Origin of the sequence: Mesorhizobium sp. M8A.F.Ca.ET.161.01.1.1 (assembly GCF_004792105.1) — a bacterium.
In the GTDB taxonomy this organism is placed as follows: domain Bacteria; phylum Pseudomonadota; class Alphaproteobacteria; order Rhizobiales; family Rhizobiaceae; genus Mesorhizobium.
This window is the reverse complement of record NZ_SRTD01000004.1, coordinates 494,482-512,527: the sequence shown is the minus strand read 5'-3', so window position 1 is coordinate 512,527 and position 18,046 is coordinate 494,482. Positions and strand designations below refer to the sequence as shown.

Annotated in this window: 9 protein-coding genes; 2 read left to right on the top strand and 7 right to left on the bottom strand. The window is 64.3% G+C overall.

Going from position 1 to position 18,046, the window contains the following annotated elements:
* Positions 1 to 296: 296 nt before the first annotated feature.
* From EN804_RS14040 to hutI, 6 genes are all read right to left on the bottom strand, one after another.
* Positions 297 to 8,882, bottom strand: coding sequence for a glucoamylase family protein (locus EN804_RS14040; RefSeq protein WP_135919838.1), 8,586 nt, complete (start codon positions 8,880 to 8,882; stop codon positions 297 to 299).
* A 289-nt stretch (positions 8,883 to 9,171) separates the two neighbouring features.
* Entirely contained in the window at positions 9,172 to 9,750 is a 579-nt protein-coding gene (locus tag EN804_RS14035) for a HutD family protein (RefSeq protein WP_135883633.1), read from the bottom strand.
* 11 nt (positions 9,751 to 9,761) lie between these two features.
* On the bottom strand, positions 9,762 to 11,432 hold the full coding sequence (hutU, locus tag EN804_RS14030; RefSeq protein ID WP_135919836.1) for a urocanate hydratase: 1,671 nt from the start codon (positions 11,430 to 11,432) through the stop codon (positions 9,762 to 9,764).
* Positions 11,433 to 11,460: 28 nt separating this feature from the next.
* Positions 11,461 to 12,276, bottom strand: a complete 816-nt coding sequence (gene hutG / locus EN804_RS14025) for an N-formylglutamate deformylase (RefSeq protein ID WP_135919834.1) — start codon at positions 12,274 to 12,276, stop codon at positions 11,461 to 11,463.
* Positions 12,273 to 13,808 (bottom strand): histidine ammonia-lyase, encoded by a 1,536-nt coding sequence (hutH, locus tag EN804_RS14020; RefSeq protein WP_127280648.1) that lies wholly within the window; start codon positions 13,806 to 13,808, stop codon positions 12,273 to 12,275. The genes hutG and hutH overlap by 4 nt, the downstream gene beginning before the upstream one ends.
* Positions 13,805 to 15,037, bottom strand: a complete 1,233-nt coding sequence (hutI, locus tag EN804_RS14015) for an imidazolonepropionase (protein WP_135919832.1) — start codon at positions 15,035 to 15,037, stop codon at positions 13,805 to 13,807. The genes hutH and hutI overlap by 4 nt, the downstream gene beginning before the upstream one ends.
* A 98-nt stretch (positions 15,038 to 15,135) precedes the next feature.
* On the opposite strand from hutI, the gene EN804_RS14010 reads away from it, so the two are divergent.
* Complete coding sequence (locus EN804_RS14010; protein WP_135919830.1) at positions 15,136 to 16,491, top strand: formimidoylglutamate deiminase; 1,356 nt, start codon at positions 15,136 to 15,138, stop codon at positions 16,489 to 16,491.
* A 5-nt stretch (positions 16,492 to 16,496) separates the two neighbouring features.
* Positions 16,497 to 17,243: a histidine utilization repressor gene (gene hutC / locus EN804_RS14005; RefSeq protein WP_189524515.1), complete on the top strand. Its 747-nt coding sequence runs from the start codon at positions 16,497 to 16,499 to the stop codon at positions 17,241 to 17,243.
* 264 nt (positions 17,244 to 17,507) lie between these two features.
* Here the strand turns inward: hutC and EN804_RS14000 are convergent, their stop codons facing one another.
* Entirely contained in the window at positions 17,508 to 17,852 is a 345-nt protein-coding gene (locus EN804_RS14000; RefSeq protein ID WP_127281273.1) for a RidA family protein, read from the bottom strand.
* Positions 17,853 to 18,046: the final 194 nt, after the last annotated feature.

Here is an 18,046-nt window from a genome sequence, read left to right as displayed (position 1 = left end):
TGATGCGTCGCAAAACAATGCCCGTCTATCGCTTCCGTTCCCATTTAGCGAACAAAAGATGACGACGATACGAAATCTGACGTGATCACCTAACGGTTTGAGATAAAAGGTGAAATGTCAGCCTTGCGGCAAAATCATGGCAGTAGCCGAGCACTGCCACATTTTTAATCACGGCAGGCTGAAGAGGCCCGGTTTCAAGGCGCCCAGCCGGGGCCGCCACGGATCACGCGCAAGTAACGAGGCGCTGCTTCGCGCGTCCCGAAGGACGCGCGATCTGTTGATCCAACCTGTTGATTTTACGCCGGTATCTTGACCACGACCTCGGTCTGGCCACCGGCCTTGGGCTCAAAGGACGCCGATTTTGTCTTCGAACCATTGACTTCGAGCGAGATCGTCTTGGTCTTTTTGTCGCGAATGACCTGCACCTTGACCTCGGCGCCCAGCATCTTGAGTGAAGCCTGATAGCCCTCCCAATGACTGGGCAGCTTCGGCCGGAACGTGATCTGCTTGCCGCGCCGTTCGATGCCCAGGATGCCTTCGACCGCGGCCCGGTAAAGCCAGCCCGCCGAGCCGGTGTACCAGGTCCACCCGCCGCGCCCTCCCTTGTCGTCCCCGGCATAGATGTCGGCCGCCACCACATAGGGTTCGACGCGGTAGTGCTCGGTCGAGGCCTCGTCGAAGGCGTGGTTGACCGGGTTCAGCATCGAGAAGCAGCGATAGGCTTCATCGGTTTGCCCCATCTCCGCCAGCGCGATGACGAACCAGGTCGCCGCATGGGTGTACTGGCCGCCATTCTCGCGCACGCCAGGCGGGTAGCTCTTGATGTAGCCGGGATCCTTGTCCGTCTTCGAGAAGGGTGGCGTGAACAGCTTTACGATCTTGAGATGATCGTCGACGAGCAGCTTCGTCGCCTGCTGCATCGCCGTGGTCGACCGCGCCGGGTCGCCCTCGCCCGAAAGCACGCTCCAGGACTGAGCAATGGAGTCGATCTTGCACTCCTGCGATGTGCGTGATCCCAAAGGCGTGCCGTCGTCAAAGCTGCCGCGCCGGTACCATTCGCCGTCCCATGCCGTGCTTTCGAGTGCCCGCTTCAGGGCTTCGGCATGCTTTGCCCAGGCCTGCGCGCGCTTGGTGTCGCCCTCGGTCTTGGCGACCGCGGCGAAGTCGCCCAACGTCTTCAGCAGGAACCAGCCCAGCCACACGCTCTCGCCCTTGCCATGCTCGCCGACACGGTTCATGCCGTCGTTCCAGTCGCCGCCGAGGATCAACGGCAGGCCGGCTGGACTGCTGCGCTTGATGGCAAGGTCGAGCGCACGCGCGCAGTGATCGTAGAGCGACACCGTCTTCTTCGAGATTTCCGGAGTGAAGAAGGCGTCGTGCTCGCCTTCACCCAGCGCCTGTCCGTCGAGGAAGGGCAGTTGCTCCTTCAGGATTGTGGCGTCGCCGGTCACCATGAGATAGCGGGCCGTGGCGTGGGCGAGCCACACCACGTCGTCGGAGATCAGGGTGCGCACGCCAGCGCCGGTGCGCGGCAGCCACCAATGTTGCACGTCGCCTTCCGGGAACTGCCGCCGCGCGGCATTGAGTACCTGGTCGCGCGCCAGCGTCGGATCATGCGCCAGCAGGGCGAGTGTGTCCTGCAACTGGTCGCGGAAGCCGAAGGCGCCGCTTGCCTGATAGAAGGCCGAGCGGGCGCGGATGCGGCAGGCAAGGCTCTGATAGGGCAGCCAGTGATTGACCATGGCATCGAGTGCCTTGTCCGGCGTCTCGACCTGGATGGTGTCGAGAAAGGCGCGCCATTCGCGCTCATTGTCGGCCAGGCGCTGGTCGAAATCCTTGCCCCGGTGCTTCTGCACCAGCGCGCTCGCCTGCGCCGGAGACTCGGCGTCGCCGAGCAGCCAGATCAGCGTGACGTCGCCACCAGCGGGGATTTCGATGTCGCGGGCGATCGCCGCGCAAGGATCATCTCCGGCTTCGACGCGACCCGACAGGGCCGAACCGCTCAGCACTGCCTGCGGCAACTCGCTGGACCCGTGCCGGCCGAGGAACTCGGCCCGGTCAGTCGTCACCGAGTGGACACCGGCGTCGGCGGCGAGGAAGGCCACGCGCTCGCTGAAATCGAGCCCGTAGGGATTTTGCGCGAGCAGCGCGCCGGTGGCACCGTCACGGGATGGCACTATGGTTGCCGCGGTGCGCGACCGATGCCCGCCAAGAACCCATTCGGCATAGGCATAGACGCGCAGCCGGGCCGGTACCGGGCCGGAATTCTGGATGCGCAGCCGCGTGATCTTCACCGGATCGATGGGATCGACGACGTGCGTCAAGTCCATCGACAACGGTCCGCGCTTCGAGCGGAAGGTCGAGAAGCCCTGGCCGTGCCAGGCTTCGTAGGTCATCGAGGGATCGCGCACCACCGCGGCGATCGGCGAGAACGCCCTGCCGCTGGCCTGGTCGAAGATATAGATGCCCTCGCCCGGTCGGTTGGAGACCGGGTCGTTCGACCACGGCGTCAACTGGTAGTCACGGCTGTTGCGGCTCCAGGTGAAGGCCGCGCCCTCGGCCGAGGTATGGAAGCCGAACGAGGCGTTGGAGACGACATTGATCCAGGGCTGCGGCGTGGTGCGTCGGCCAGCCAGGCGCACCACATAGTGCCGCCCGTCGCCGTCGAAGCCGCCGAAACCGTTCCACTGGCTGAGGCCGGAGCCATCGGCGCTGACATCGGCCACCGCCTGCGAGGCGAATGCATGCATCTGTACGGGCGCAGGAATTTCGCGCGGGCCTGGAAATCCTGCCGGCTGCAGGCCATCGCGCGCCTGCAGTGCGGCCGCCTCGGCTCGTTCGATCTGGTCGAAGATGGTGCCGTTGCGCGTATGCAGCACAACCCGGGCGACGGCGAGCAGCGTCTTGTAGGTGGTCTCCTCCATCAGGTCGCGGCGCACCGCGAAAATGTGCTGGCGGGGTCCGAGTTCCTTGCCGCGCAAGCGGCTGTTTTCGCACAGCGTTTCGACCGCGCGCTGCAGATCCTGGACATAGGACGAGGCCTGCTCGTTGACGACGACGAAGTCGATCATCATGCCACGGGTGCGCATATATTCCTGGAAGCGCAACGCCTGGGCAACGATCTCCAGATCGGCGACGTCGCCGATCCTGACCAGGAAGATCGGGTAATCGCCCGAAATGCTGGTCGGCCACAGGCTCGACTGCTTGCCCAATCCGGAAGCGATGGACTCGGCCGGCAGCCGCAGGAACGGATCGGGATAGATCAGATAGCGCGCCAGTTTCTGCACATTGGCCGCATCGGTCAGGCTGAGGCCCATATGGCGGGTCTGCACCTGGCTGCGCGTCCAGGCAAGCATGGCCTGGCGGGCAAAGCTCTCCTGATGGTCGAGCCGGTTTATGGCCTCCTCAAGCTCGGCGCGGTTGGCCCCGACGACGGTCCAGAAGGTCAGCGATATCTTCTTGTTGGCGGGCACGCGCACCTGACGGCGCAGCGAGGCGATGGGATCGAGCGTGAAGCCGGAATGGCCGCCCAGCCTGGCGCCTGGATCGAAGGCGGCGGCATCGACGATGGTGCGGCCACGGCCGATGAAGGCGCGCCTGTCGGTCTCGGCCTCGGCATCACGAGCCGGCCCCGACGGATCGGTGACGAAATGCACCAGGGCGACATCGGGCTCGCTGGTTTCGCGCTTGCGTCGCGTGGCGAAGATCGCGCCATTGTTGGCGGCGATTTCCGTTTCCACGAACATTTTCGAGAAGGCCGGATGCGCGTTGTCGGAAGCCTCCGATCCCAGAACCAGCTCGGCAAAGGACGTCACTTCGATGTGACGGTCGGATGTGCTCTCATTGTAGAGCGTTATGCGGCGGCCTTCGCCATTGCCTTCGGAAACGACGATGCATTCGACCTCCGAGCGTAGCGTGCCGGCCGATTTGACGAAGCTCGCCTTGTCATCGGAAAACAGGGTCTGCGTCTTTTCCTCGGGCGCGCGCCTTGGCTCCGCCGTTGCCGACCACCAGTCGCCGGTGCTGACGTCACGCAGGAAGATGTATGAGCCTAGACGGTCCTCGACCGGATCCGGCTGCCAGCGGGTCACTGACAGATCGCCCCAGCGGCTGTAGCCGGAGCCGGTCGCGGTCACCATGACCGAATAGCGGCCGTTCGACATCACATTGGTCGAACGCAGCGCCCGCACGGGATCGAGCACAATGCGGGTGTCAGGGCTCTCGGTTTCGGTCTCGTCCTTGGAGCGCTCGTCGGCCTCGGTGCGGACGGTGGCGGTCGGAATGTCGCGCGGCGCCCTCTCCTGCAGCAGCAGTTCGGCTGATTCGATGACTGGATCGCTGTGGAAGCGATCGCGCAGGCGACCTTCGAAAATGGCGTCGGCGACGGCGGCGATCGACATGCCCGAATGGTGGGCATAGTAATTCAGCACGACCGCGTGGTTGGTGCCTTCCGGCACGCGCTGCGGGGTGAAGTCGACCGCATCATAATAGCCATGGCGGCCAAGCGCGCCGATCTCGCGCAGCCGGGCCAGATTCTGCACCGCTTCGCGCGGGTTGAACTGCGCCGCCATGATCGTCGCGTAAGGTGCGATCACCGTGTTCTGGCCAAGGCCGCGCTTCAGCCCCAGCCCCGGCACGCCGAAATTGGTGTACTGATAGGTCAGTTCGCGGTCGCGGGCATTGTAGGCTGCTTCCGAGATCCCCCACGGCACGTTCTTCTGGCGGCCGTACTGCATCTGGCGCTTGATGATCAGCTTGCTGGTCTGGTTGAGGATCGAGCCTTGCGGTTCCTTCATCACCAGCGGCGGCATCAGGTACTCGAACATCGAGCCGGACCACGACATCAGCGCGCCCTGGAAGCCGATCTCGACGATGGGGCGGCCGAGCCTGAACCAGTGCTCGGTCGGCAGATCGCCCTTGGCGATGGCGAACAGGCTGGTCAGCCGCGCCTCGGAGGCGAGAAGGTCGTAGCAGCTTTCGTCCAGCTGATGTTCCTCGACCCGGTAGCCGATCGACAAAAGCTTGCGCTCCGGCCGCATCAGGAAGGCGAACTCCATCTCGAAGGCGAAACGACGGGTGCGCTCGCGCAAGGTGAGCAGCTTGGCACGCAGAGCCTCGACCGCGTTTTCGTCGCTGTGGGCGTCATGGACGTGCGCCTCGCAGGTGGCTTCGAGCCTTGCCGCCCAGTCGACAATGACGTCACTCTGCGGCGATGCGGCCTCGGTGTGAATGGCGGTGGCGAGCTTGCGGATTTCACCGGCCAGCACCGCCAGGTTGATGGTGCGGATCGAGGCCATTTCCGGCTGTGCCTTGATCGTGTCGACGGCGCGCCGCATGCCGTCGAGGCGATCGACGAGGCGTTGGCGCAATGGGCGCAACTGACGGCGATCGTCAGGCAATTCATCTAGGCTTTCGCTCAGGATGGTCACGGTGTCGAGAATGCCTTCGAAATCACCCTGCAGGTGGACGGAAGGGGCTTCCGCCCATTCGGCGCAGGCCGCCGCCACCGCCACCAGGTGACCGGCGAGATTGCCGCTGTCGACAGCCGAGATATAGAGCGGGTAGAGCGGCTTCAGGGTCGTGGTGTCGTACCAGTTGAAGAGATGGCCGCGGCTGCGCGGCATGCTCTCGATGGTCGTCATGGTGGCATCGATGCGGGTGATGGCATCGGACAGGCTGATCCAGCCGAAATCGCGCGCCGAGACGACCGAGAGCAGGTAGACGCCGACATTGGTCGGCGAGGTGCGGGGCGCCACGACGGGCGCGGGGCTCTCCTGGAAATTGTCCGGCGGCAGATTGTGATGTTCGGCCGTCACGAAGCTCTCGAAATAATGCCAGGTGCGCCGCGCCACGGTGCGCAGGGTGTGAATATCGGCCTGCGATATACGCAGCCGGTCCTCGGTTTCGGCGGAGCGGCTGATCCAGCTGGCGATCGCCGGCGAGCCGATCCAGAACAAGGCAAAGAAGAAGGCGACGAAGGCACCGGTGGAATCGGCCAGCACCGGAATGGCGAGGCCGACAAAGCCGATGATCACGGCGCCATACATCATGCCGTAATAGGAGCCGACGTCGTTGTCGCCGGCCTTGTGCGCCTGCGAGGCGGTGCGCCATTCCAGGAGGTTCTGCCGGCTGACGAACAGCCGGTAGAGCGTGCGCACGATGGCGTCGCCCATCATCCAGGCGTTGTGTGCCATCAGCACGATCTTCAGTGCCACCATGGCGGTGCCGAAGGCGACGTCGCGCGCCAGCGCCGAGAAATGGCCGCGCGGCGTCTGGTCGCCGCTCTTGGGCAGGATGGCGTTGACCACGTCGAAGGTCGGCGCCATGAACAGGCTGAGGATCAGCAAGGCCTGCCACTGCGCGGCCTGCGTGAAGGGCAGCAAGGTCCAGCCGGCGATCGCCGCCATCACCCAGAAGATCGGCGTCAGCGAGCGGCGCAGATTGTCGACCATCTTCCAGCGCGACAAGGCCGGAACGCCGGAACGGGGGTTGAAGATGTATCCCAAAAGCTGCCAGTCGCCGCGCGCCCAGCGATGGTGGCGCGAGGCGTCGACCGAGTAGCGGGTCGGGTAGTCCTCGACCAGTTCGACGTCGGTGACGAGTGCGGCGCGCGCCAGAGCGCCTTCGAGCAGATCGTGGCTGAGGATGGTGTTTTCCTCGATGCGGCCCTGCAAGGCGGCCTCGAAGGCATCGACATGATAGAGGCCCTTGCCGGTGAAGGACCCGTCGCTGAAGACGTCCTGATAGAGGTCCGAAACAGCGAAGACGTAAGGATCAAGGCCGCGATTGGCCGAGAACACGCGCTGGAAGAACGAGGCTTCGTCGCCGCTGGTGAGTGAAGCGGTGATACGCGGCTGCAGGATTGTGTAGCCGGCAGTTACGACGCGCCTGGTGGCGTCGAAATGCGGGCGGTTGAGCGGATGGCAAAGCTTGCCGACAAGGCTCGATACGGCATCGCGGGTGGTGCGGGTATCGGCGTCGAGCGTCATCACATGGACGACTTTTGCCGGCAGCGGCACTTCGAGCGGCAGGAAGGTGGTATCGCTGTCGCCGCGCAGCAAGAGGTCGAGCTCGTGCAGCTTGCCGCGCTTGCGTTCCCAGCCCATCCAGCACCCTTGAGCCGCATTGTAGAGCCGGCGGCGGTGCAGGATATAGAAGCGCGGGGCGCCTTCGGAGGGATAGCGTGCGTTGAGGCGAGCGATTTCGGCGCGGGCGAAGTCGAGAATCTCAGTGTCCGCCGCATCGATCTCGATCTTGCTGTCGGGCCAATCCGAAAGCAGCGCGAAATGGATCTCGTCCGCCAGATTGGCAAGATAGTGCACTTCGATGTTGCGGATGTTTTCCTCGACATCGTCACGCGAGCCGATCAGCGACGGCACGACCACCAGGGTGCGCGCCTCGGGCGGCACGCCGTGCCTGTAGTCGTAACCGATCAGGCGTGTCGGCTTGAGAAACAGCGAGACCACGGTGTTGAAGAAAGCGAGCGCGCCTTCGCTGGCCGGCACGGCAAACAGAGCCAGCATCAGCACGATCGACGGCACCGACAGGCCGAGATTGGAAAGGGCGTTGCCGGACAGGACGAGCAGCAGGGCGGTCAGCGCGAAGACGGGGAGCACGATGCCCAGCCAGCCTGTCTTGGCGAAGGTCCGCTTGACCGTCTGGCTGACCGTAGGCCGGTACTCGATTGCCTTTTCCAGCTCCAGCCGGCGCGGGCCAACGAGATAGAAACCGACATCGGTGTGAGCGGAAGATGCCTGAGCATCAGCTCCTTCAACGCCCTCCGCGACGGTTTCTCCGGCGGCGCGGCCGGCCAGTTCGATGGCTTTTTCGGCGACACGGTACTCCGACAGGTTCGAGCGGCGTGCCAGTTCCTCGATCGCGGTGCGGTACTGATCGCGCGAGAAGAAGTCGAGCGCGGCGAAATCGGTGCGCTCGCGCAGCACGGTATCGATGCGGCTGACGCCTTCGAACCACACCGTCCAGTCGACGTCGTTGATGAGGCGCAGACCGCGCACGATGTTGCCGGTGGTCACATTGCCGCTGGACAGCGTCTGGTGCTCGGAAATGATGATTTCCTCGGCATCCGAGCCGGTCTTTTCGAGTTCGCCTTCCAGCCACTCCAGCGCCTTGCCGGCGTTCTGCGATCCGTCACGCAGGCGATAGAGAAGCTGAGTGGCGAAGGTGGTGTCCTGCGCATGCGCGCTGAAGTTGGCGAGAATTGCCTGCCGATCCGGATTGTCGTCGGTCGCAAGCACCTTGTCGGCCACGTCGTTGGCGATCTGGCGCATCTGACGGGTGCGGTTGACCCTGACCGCCAGGCGGCGGAGGTTCTCGATCAGCACGAAGCGCAGCAGTGACGGCAGGGCCCAGAGTTCGCCGATCTTCAGCGGCTCGACCGACTGAAAACCCTGGACGATGGACTTGAACATGGTCGCCGAGACGGAACTGTCCGAATGCGCGACATAGGTCCAGGCCAGCGCCAATGCGCGCGGCACGGTGCCGCCGTCGGGCAGTTTCAACGTCGGCAATTGCCGGTAGAAGCGGCGCGGCAGGTCGCGTTTGACCTGGAAAATGGTTTCCTCGATCAGGTAGTTGTTGTCGAGCAGCCATTGCGCGGCCGGCGTGATGGTTTCGCCCCTCGCCTGCGCGGCGTTGGTCGACCGGTAGACTTCGAGGATCTTCTTGGCGCTGTCACGGATGCGGGCCTGGAAGTCGAATGGTATCAGTCCGAACAGGTCCGTCAGATCGCCCTTGGCCAGGCTTTCGCCGAGCAGCCGGAGCCGTTCCTCCGGCAGGAATGTCGATCTTATCGGCTCTTCCGTGATGGCTGGGAAGCTCGCGCTTGTCTTCTCGATCTGGGCTGGGTTCGTCTGAATATTCATTGAAAATTCCGTAAGCGGGCACTCAGCGGCATCACCGCCACGGCAATGGCCCTAAAACCGGTTCAAATGCAATCGGTTGCATCAACCCCTATGCCGAAAGTTTGTTTCCGCACCACGACAGGGCGTCATCTTTCGAGCAAACTCAAAGACGAGCGCCCCTCGCTCCCGTCAGGACCGATCGACGGGGAGGATTCGGGCTTTTTCGTGATGCCACCGCCAGCTTACGCTATATTTCGCCGGCGTCGCGATCATGTTTGGAAACAGGCGGTAACCGTTGGCGCCAAACGCGTCAGGCGGCAGCGATTATCCGGATCACGAAAAGGGTCGCATCCGGTGCGGGCTGAACCCGCAAGACAGAGGCATCAGGTCCGGGCAGCAGGGTGTCGAGCGGCCCGAGACGAATGGGCGCGGCGCCGGGGAAGATGGCATGGCCCCTGTGACAAAGGATGAGGGTGGGACCGGCCTCGGTCGGGATTTCCACGGGCGTCGAAATCGCCAGACGCTCGACCTGATGCAACATGCGGCCGCGGCGGGTCATGACGTTGAGATCGGTGATCGGGCCGGCGATCAGCGCGGCACGCGTCGGCTGGTCGGCTGGAAAGGAAAATGGCTGGGAAGCCGCTGTCATCCGCTCCGGCGGACGGCCCGCGACATCAAGCACGATCCCCTCGCCCTCCAGCACCGACAGCGTGCGGTCGATGCCGGCAAAGCTGGAGAACGGCCCGCTGCCTTCGACCCGGGCCATCGAGACGCGCCAGTCGAAATCGTCGAGCCCCGCGCCGTCGGGCGAGACGGCGATCTCGGTCGTCGTGCCGCCGCCGTTCTTCCACGGCATGACGCGGTAATCGGCGGCGCGAAGGATGCGCATCACGTCAGCCGTTACCCGAGAATGCCGGGCAGGTTGAGCTGGTGCTCCTTGGCGCATTCGATGGCGATGTCATAGCCGGCATCGGCGTGGCGCATGACGCCGGTCGCCGGGTCGTTCCACAGCACCCGCTCCAGACGTCTTGCCGCGTCAGGCGTGCCGTCGGCGACGATGACCATGCCGGCATGCTGGGAGAAGCCCATGCCGACGCCGCCGCCATGGTGCAGCGACACCCAGGTGGCGCCCGAAGCTGTGTTGAGCAGCGCGTTGAGCAGCGGCCAGTCGGAGACCGCGTCGGAACCGTCCTTCATCGATTCCGTCTCGCGATTTGGCGAAGCGACCGAACCCGAATCGAGGTGATCGCGGCCGATGACGACGGGCGCCTTGAGCTCGCCCTTGGCCACCATCTCGTTGAAGGCAAGACCCAGCCTGTGCCGGTCGCCGAGACCGACCCAGCAGATGCGCGCCGGCAGGCCCTGGAAGGAAATGCGCTCGCGCGCCATGTCGAGCCAATTGTGCAGATGGGTGTTGCCGGGAGTAAGTTCGCGTACCTTGGCGTCGGTCTTGTAGATATCCTCGGGATCGCCGGAGAGTGCAGCCCAACGGAACGGGCCGATACCGCGGCAAAAGAGCGGACGGATGTAGGCCGGCACGAAACCGGGGAAGGCAAAGGCGTTCTCGAAACCTTCGTCCTTGGCGACCTGACGGATGTTGTTGCCGTAGTCGAGCGTCGGCACGCCGGCGTTCCAGAACGCCACCATCGCCTCGACATGCTCGCGCATGGAGGCGCGGGCCGCCTTCTCGACCGCCTTGGGGTCGCTGACACGCTTTTCGCGCCACTCGGCCATCGTCCAGCCCTTCGGCAGATAGCCATTGATGGGGTCGTGCGCCGAGGTCTGGTCGGTGACCATATCAGGGCGGATGCCGCGCTTGAACATTTCGGGCACGATCTCGGCGGCGTTGCCAAGCAGGCCGACGGACTTCGCCTCGCCGGCCTTAGTCCAGCGCCCGATCATTTCCATGGCCTCGTCGAGCGTCTCGGCCTTCTCGTCGACATAGCGGGTGCGCAGGCGGAAATCGATCGAATCGGGATTGCATTCGATTGCCAGACAGCAGGCGCCGGCCATGACGGCAGCCAATGGCTGGGCGCCGCCCATGCCGCCAAGGCCGCCGGTCAGGATCCATTTTCCCTTGAGATTGCCGCCATAATGCTGGCGGCCGGCCTCGACGAAGGTTTCGTAGGTGCCCTGCACGATGCCTTGCGTGCCGATATAGATCCAGGAGCCGGCCGTCATCTGGCCGTACATCATCAGGCCCTTCTTATCGAGCTCGTTGAATTTCTCCCAGGTCGCCCAGTGCGGTACCAGGTTGGAGTTGGCGATCAGCACGCGCGGCGCGTCCGGGTGGGTGCGAAACACACCGACCGGCTTGCCGGACTGCACCAGCAGCGTCTCGTCCTGGCCAAGCGTCTTCAGCGACGCAACGATTTGATCGAAATCGTTCCAGGTGCGCGCCGCCCGGCCGATGCCGCCATAGACGACCAGTTCGTTGGGATTCTCGGCGACATCAGGGTCGAGATTGTTCATCAGCATGCGCAGCGGCGCCTCGGTCGTCCAATACCGGGCGTTGAGCTTGTCACCGCGCGGCGCGCGCACTTCGCGGATATTGTGGCGAGGGTTGTTCATCATTGTCCCTTTCGGATGAGGCGGCGCGTCAGCGCCCGGCCCAGTCAATGGCGGTTTGGAGAATCTGCGTCAGCGTGGCACGGATCGGCGCGGCGAACGCGGCATCGTAGGGTACCGGCCAATTGTCCGGCGTGCCCTTCCCTTCGGGCTCGCGCATATAGCCGCGGTTGGAGAGTTCCATCTGCAGCGCATGCACGCCCTGAAGCGGCTGGCCGAAATGGCGCGTGATCCACCCGCCCTTGAAGCGGCCGTTGACGACAAAGGTTTCACCGGTTTCGGCCATGATCTGGCTGACCGTCGCCTGCAGCATCGGATCGGCGCTCTTGCCGTCATTCGTGCCGAGATTGAACACCGGCAGTCTGCCCTGGAACAGCCGTGGCAGCACCGAGCGGATCGAATGGCAGTCGTAGAGGACAATCTTGCCATGCAAGGCGCGCAACCTGTCGATCTCGGCCCGCAAGGCGGCGTGATAGGGTGCAAAGAACTTCTCGCGGCGCTCGCCGATCTCAGACGGGCCCGGCTCTTCGCCGTCGCGATAGAGCGGATCGCCGTCGAAGGTTTCGGTCGGGCATAGGCCGGTGGTTGCCTGACCGGGGTAGAGCGAGGCGCCGGAAGGATCGCGGTTGACGTCGATGACGGTGCGCGAGATCGCGGTGTGCACGACCGTGGCGCCGAGACCGGCGGCGAAATCATAGAGATTGTCGATCCACCAGTCGCAATCGCGACGACCGAGCCATGGCGACACCAGCCGGTTTTCGAGGCCGGCGAGGTCGATGCCGGTGTGTGGGATCGACACAAGCAGCGGTGCCGTGCCTTGTTTTATTGTCAGCCAGGAAGGTGTCATCGCGCAATCCCCGGCAGCGCCACCGCGCCTGCCGCCTCCACGGCCGCGCCGCTGCGCACCATGGCGATCGCCTTTTCCATGTCGGGGTGGAAGTGCCGGTCGTTGTCGAGATGCGGCACCTCGGCGCGAACCAGCTTGCGCACGGCTTCGAGCGCTGCGCTCGAGGCCAGCGGCTGATGGAAATCGCAGCCTTGGGCGGCGGCCAGCAATTCGATTCCGATCACCGCAGTCGCATTCTCGACCATGCCGATCAGCCGGCGCGCGCCATGCGCGGCCATCGAAACATGGTCTTCCTGGTTGGCAGAGGTCGGGATGGAATCGACGCTGGCCGGATAGGCTTTCTGCTTGTTTTCCGAAACGAGTGCCGCCGCCGTCACCTGCGGGATCATGAAGCCGGAGTTGAGGCCGGGCTTGGGCGTCAGGAAGGCGGGCATGCCCGACAGCGCGGGGTCGACCAGCATGGCGATGCGGCGTTCCGACAGCGAGCCGATCTCGCAGACGGCAAGCGCGATCATGTCGGCGGCGAAAGCCACCGGCTCGGCGTGGAAATTGCCGCCCGAAAGCGCGGTATCGTCCTCGGCAAAGATCAGCGGATTGTCGGTGACGCCATTGGCCTCGGTTTCGAGCGTATCGGCGGCCTTGCGCAGGACATCGATCGCGGCGCCCATGACTTGCGGCTGGCAACGCAAGCAATAGGGATCCTGCACACGCTCGTCGCCGACCCGGTGCGACTCGCGGATGGCGCTGCCGGCCATCAGATTGCGTAGCGCATCCGCGGTCTCGATCTGGCCGCGATGCTTTCTCAACAGGTGGATGCGCGGATCGAAGGGCGCGTCCGACCCTTTGGCTGCGTCGGTCGACAGCGCGCCGGCGACAAGCGCCGACTGGTAGAGCACTTCGGCCTCGAACAGGGCGGCCAGCGCATAGGCCGTCGAAAACTGCGTGCCATTGAGCAGCGCCAGACCTTCCTTGGCGCCCAATGTCACGGGCTCCAGCCCGTGCGAGACGAAGGCGACCTTGGCCGGAAAACGGCCATGCGGGGTAAAGCATTCGCCGACACCGATCATCACCGCCGTCATGTGCGACAGCGGGGCAAGGTCGCCGGAGGCGCCCACGGAACCTTGCGCCGGCACCACCGGGATGACGTCGTTGGCGAGCATCGCTTCCAGCAACTCGATGGTTTGCGAGCGCACGCCGGACGCACCCTGAGCCAAGCTCGCAAGTTTCAGCGCCATCATCAGCCGGGCAACGGCGACTGGCATCGGCTCGCCGACGCCCGCGGCATGCGACAGAACGATGTTGCGCTGCAGGGTCTCGAGATCTTCGGCCGGGATGCGCACGCTGGCCAGCTTGCCGAAGCCGGTGTTGATGCCATAGACCGGCTCGCCCTTGGCAACGATCCTGGCAACGGCCTCGGCGCTTGCCTTGATCTTTGGCCGGCAGGCGTCGTCCAGTTTGGGCACGGCGCCACGGTAGATGGCGCGCCAGTCGGCCAGCGTGGCATTGCCGGGCTTCAAGGTCAGTTCGGTCATTGTCCTCTCCAGATGCGTGCATGCAGCGGGTTGAAGCCCATGCGGTAGACGAGTTCGGCGGCGCGCTCGATGTCCCAGATCGCCAGGTCGGCGGATTTTCCAGCCTCCAGCGTGCCGGTCTCGTCGAGCAGTCCCAGCGCACGCGCGGCCTCGCGGGTGACGCCGGCGAGACATTCGTCGACCGTCATGCCGAACAGGGTCGCCGCCATGTTCATGGTCAGAAGCAGCGAGGTCAGCGGCGAGGTGCCGGGATTGTTGTCGGTGGCGACAGCCATTTTCACGCCATGCTGGCGGAAGAGGCCGATCGGCGGCTTCTTGGTCTCGCGGATGAAGTAATAGGCGCCGGGCAGGATCGTCGCCACGGTCCCCGCCCTGGCCATCGCCATGGCGCCCGCCTCGTCGGTGTATTCGAGATGATCGGCCGACAGCGCGCCATAGCGGGCGGCAAGTTCAGCGCCGTGCAGGTTGGACAACTGGTCGGCGTGGAGTTTGACGGGCAAGCCAGCCGCCTTGGCGACATCGAAGACCCGCGCTATCTGCTCGGGCGAAAAGGCAATGCCTTCACAGAACCCGTCGACGGCATCGGCCAAGCCTTCGGCGGCGACGCCGGGAAGAATCGTTTTGACGACGAGATCGATGAAAGCATCCTTGTCGCCCTTGGCTTCGGGCGGCAGCGCATGGGCCGCGAGACATGTGGTGCGGACCGTCACCGGGCGTTCATTGCCCAGCTGTCGCGCGGCGCGCAGCGATTTCTGCTCGTTTTCGAGATCGAGTCCATAGCCCGACTTTACTTCTATGGTGGTGACGCCTTCCGCCATCAGCGCATCGAGGCGCGGCAGCGTCTGGGCGACCAGGTCGCTCTCGCTGGCGGCACGCAAGGATTTGACCGACGAGACGATGCCGCCGCCTGCCCTGGCGACTTCCTCATAGGAGGCGCCGGCCAGCCGCATCTCGAATTCGTTGGCACGGTTGCCGGCATGGACGAGATGGGTGTGGCAGTCGATCAGGCCGGGTGTGATCCAGCGGTCTTCGCAATCGATGATCTCGCCTTGGGCAAGCCCCGAGGGCATCTCGGATTCCGGACCGGCATAGACAATGCGGCCATCACGCGCGGCCAGCGCACCATGCTCGACGATACCAAGATCGGCAGAATTTTCAGCCATGGTCGCCAGACGCGCATTGCGCCACAGGCGAAGCCCCCCTGCCCGGCTTTTGCTCTCTACAGCCATCATCTTTTCCGTTTCAATCGGTGGCGATTATGTATATACATATTGAAACGCACTGCAAGTGCCATCATCGCATGCGAGACCGGGAAGTGGAGAGAAAAGTGACCTATATCTTTGCGGAACAGGCGCTTCTCCCCAATGGCTGGAACGACAATGTGCGGATCACTTTCGCCAACGGGCGCATTACCGCCGTGGAGCCGGGGGGCACCGCGTCGGCAGGTGACGAGCGCCATGCCATTCTCCTGCCGGGCATGCCCAATCTGCACAGCCACGCGTTCCAGCGCGGCATGGCCGGGCTTGCCGAGTTGCGCGGCCCCTCCGCCGACAGTTTCTGGAGCTGGCGCGAGGTGATGTACCGCTTCGCGCTCTCGATGACTCCAGACCAGGTCGAGGCGGTTGCGGCGCAGCTCTATGTCGAAATGCTGGAGGCCGGCTTTTCCCGTGTTGGCGAGTTTCACTATCTCCATCATGACCGCGACGGAAAACCTTACGCCAACCCTGCCGAGATGGCCGAACGCATCGCTGCCGCGGCCGGCGAAACGGGTATCGGCCTGACGCTGCTGCCGGTGTTTTACGCTCATTCCACTTTCGGTGGCGCAGCTCCGAATGAGGGCCAGCGCCGATTCATCAACGATGTGGACAGGTTCGCCCGGCTTGTTGAGAAGAGCCGCGAATCTGTTCGCACTTTGAATCAAGCAATTGTCGGCGTCGCCCCGCACAGTCTGCGCGCCGCGACGCCGGAGGAACTCACGGCGATTGCAGCGATCACGCCGGACGGTCCGATCCACATCCACGTCGCCGAGCAGGTGAAAGAAGTAGACGATTGTCTTGCCTGGTCCGGCGCGCGCCCGGTCGAATTTCTGCTTGGGGCTGCCGATGTCGATAAGCGCTGGTGCCTGATCCACGCCACCCATATGACGGACGCCGAAACCATCGGCATGGCCAAAAGCGGCGCCATTGCCGGCCTTTGCCCGATCACGGAGGCCAATCTCGGCGACGGCACCTTTGCCGCGCCGTTGTTCAGGGAGCATGGCGGCCGCTTCGGCGTCGGTTCCGATTCCAACGTGCTGATCGGCCTGCCCGACGAATTGCGCCAGCTCGAATATTCGCAGCGCCTCGCGCACCGCGCCCGCAATGTGCTTGCGGTAGCCGGTGGCTCGACGGGCCGCGCGCTGTTCGATGCAGCGATCGAAGGCGGCAGCGTCGCGCTTGGCGCCGGCGCATCGCAAATCGCGCCTGGTTCATCAGCCGATCTCGTCTCGCTCGACGCCCGCAATCCCTCGCTGGCGGGCAAGACGGGCGATGCGATCCTCGACGCCTGGATTTTCGCCAATGGCAGCAAGGTCGATTGCGTCTGGGTGCATGGCAAGAAACAGGTCAGCGGCGGCAGGCATGCCAGGCGCGAGGCCTTCGCCGAACGGTTTGGCAGCGTGATGACGGCGCTTTCCGAGGGATGACCTAGATGACCATGGCCGAACCGACGGAGATCGACGACAGCGAGACCGTGTCGCTGCATCAGCGCATCCTTTCCGATATCCGGGAAAAAATCCTGTCCGGCACCTGGGCGCCCGGCCACCGCATCCCGTTCGAACATGAGCTGACCGCCGAATACAAATGCTCGCGCATGACCGTGAACAAGGCTCTGTCGCAGTTAGCCAAGGCAGGTCTCATCGAGCGCCGTCGCCGGTCGGGCAGTTTTGTCAGCCAGCCACAATCGCAGGCAGCCGTGCTGGAACTGCACGATATCAGGATCGAGGTCGAGGCGCTCGGCCTGCCCTACCGCTACGAGCGGCTGGAACGCGTGCAGCGGCGCAGCAATGCCGGAGACAGGGCGCTGCTTGGGCTCTCGGCCGCCGGCTCGGTCCTGGGGCTTGAAGGGCTGCATTTTGCCGGCGAACGGCCTTTCGCTCTCGAGCAGCGGCTGATCAACCTGTCAGCGGTGGCCGAGGCAGCGGACGAGGCGTTCCTCGAAATCGCGGCGGGGCCGTGGCTGATCGGCCGCGTGCCGTGGAGCGAAGCCGAGCACCGCATCCGCGCCATGGCCGCCGACGATACGATCGCCGATTCACTCGACATCGATACCGGCGCGCCGTGCCTGGTGGTCGAACGTCGCACCTGGAGCGCCGAGCACCCGGTTACCCATGTGCGCTTCATCTATCCAGCGGAAAGCCATACGCTGGTGGCAAGGTTCACGCCGTCGCAGGGGTGAGTGCGCCCTCGCTTTCGTCATCCTAGGGCGAAGCAAGGAGCGAAGTGACGCGCGCAGACCCTAGGATCCATGCCGTGACGCTAAAGCTTTGCAATGTTTACAGAATTCTGCACCGCCGCGTTCCTCGACAAAGGTCACGGCATGGATCCTCGGGTCAAGCCCGAGGATGACGAACATCGGTGGGCTGGAGGGACAGCGCCTCCCTCTGCCCTGCCGGGCATCTCCCCCCTTAAGGGGGGAGATTGGCAGTTCGGGCGGCGCGGCTTAAATCGCAGCCGTAATAATGATCTCGACCAGATATTCGGGGCCGGCAAGCTTTGCCTCGCCGGTGGCGCGGGCGGGCGTGTGGCCCTGCGGTACCCACTTGTCCCATTCGGAATTCATCTCGGCGAAGGTGCCCATGTCGGCCAGCCAGATGATCGCCTGGACGATCTTGGTCTTGTCGGTGCCGGCCTTGGCCAACAACCCATCGATGGTCGCAAGGATGTCGCGGGTCTGCGAGGCGACGTTGCCGCCGGGTTCGCCGACCTGGCCGGCCAGATAGACTGTGTTGCCGTGGATGACGATCTGGCTCATGCGCGGGCCAACATCGATGCGACGAATGCTCATTGCGAGGTTCCTTCCGTTGTGGTCGCGCCTCTCTAGAGTCGCCGTCCGCTTCGAGCAAGGCCGCCTGAACCGAAACCGTTTGAGCCAATCGCTCCATCCAGGGCCAGGCGCGTACACGGCGAGTTGACCACCGCGTCGCAATTCCGCCGGATTGGCTTGTTGACTAATGTAATAACATCACATATCCAAGCCGC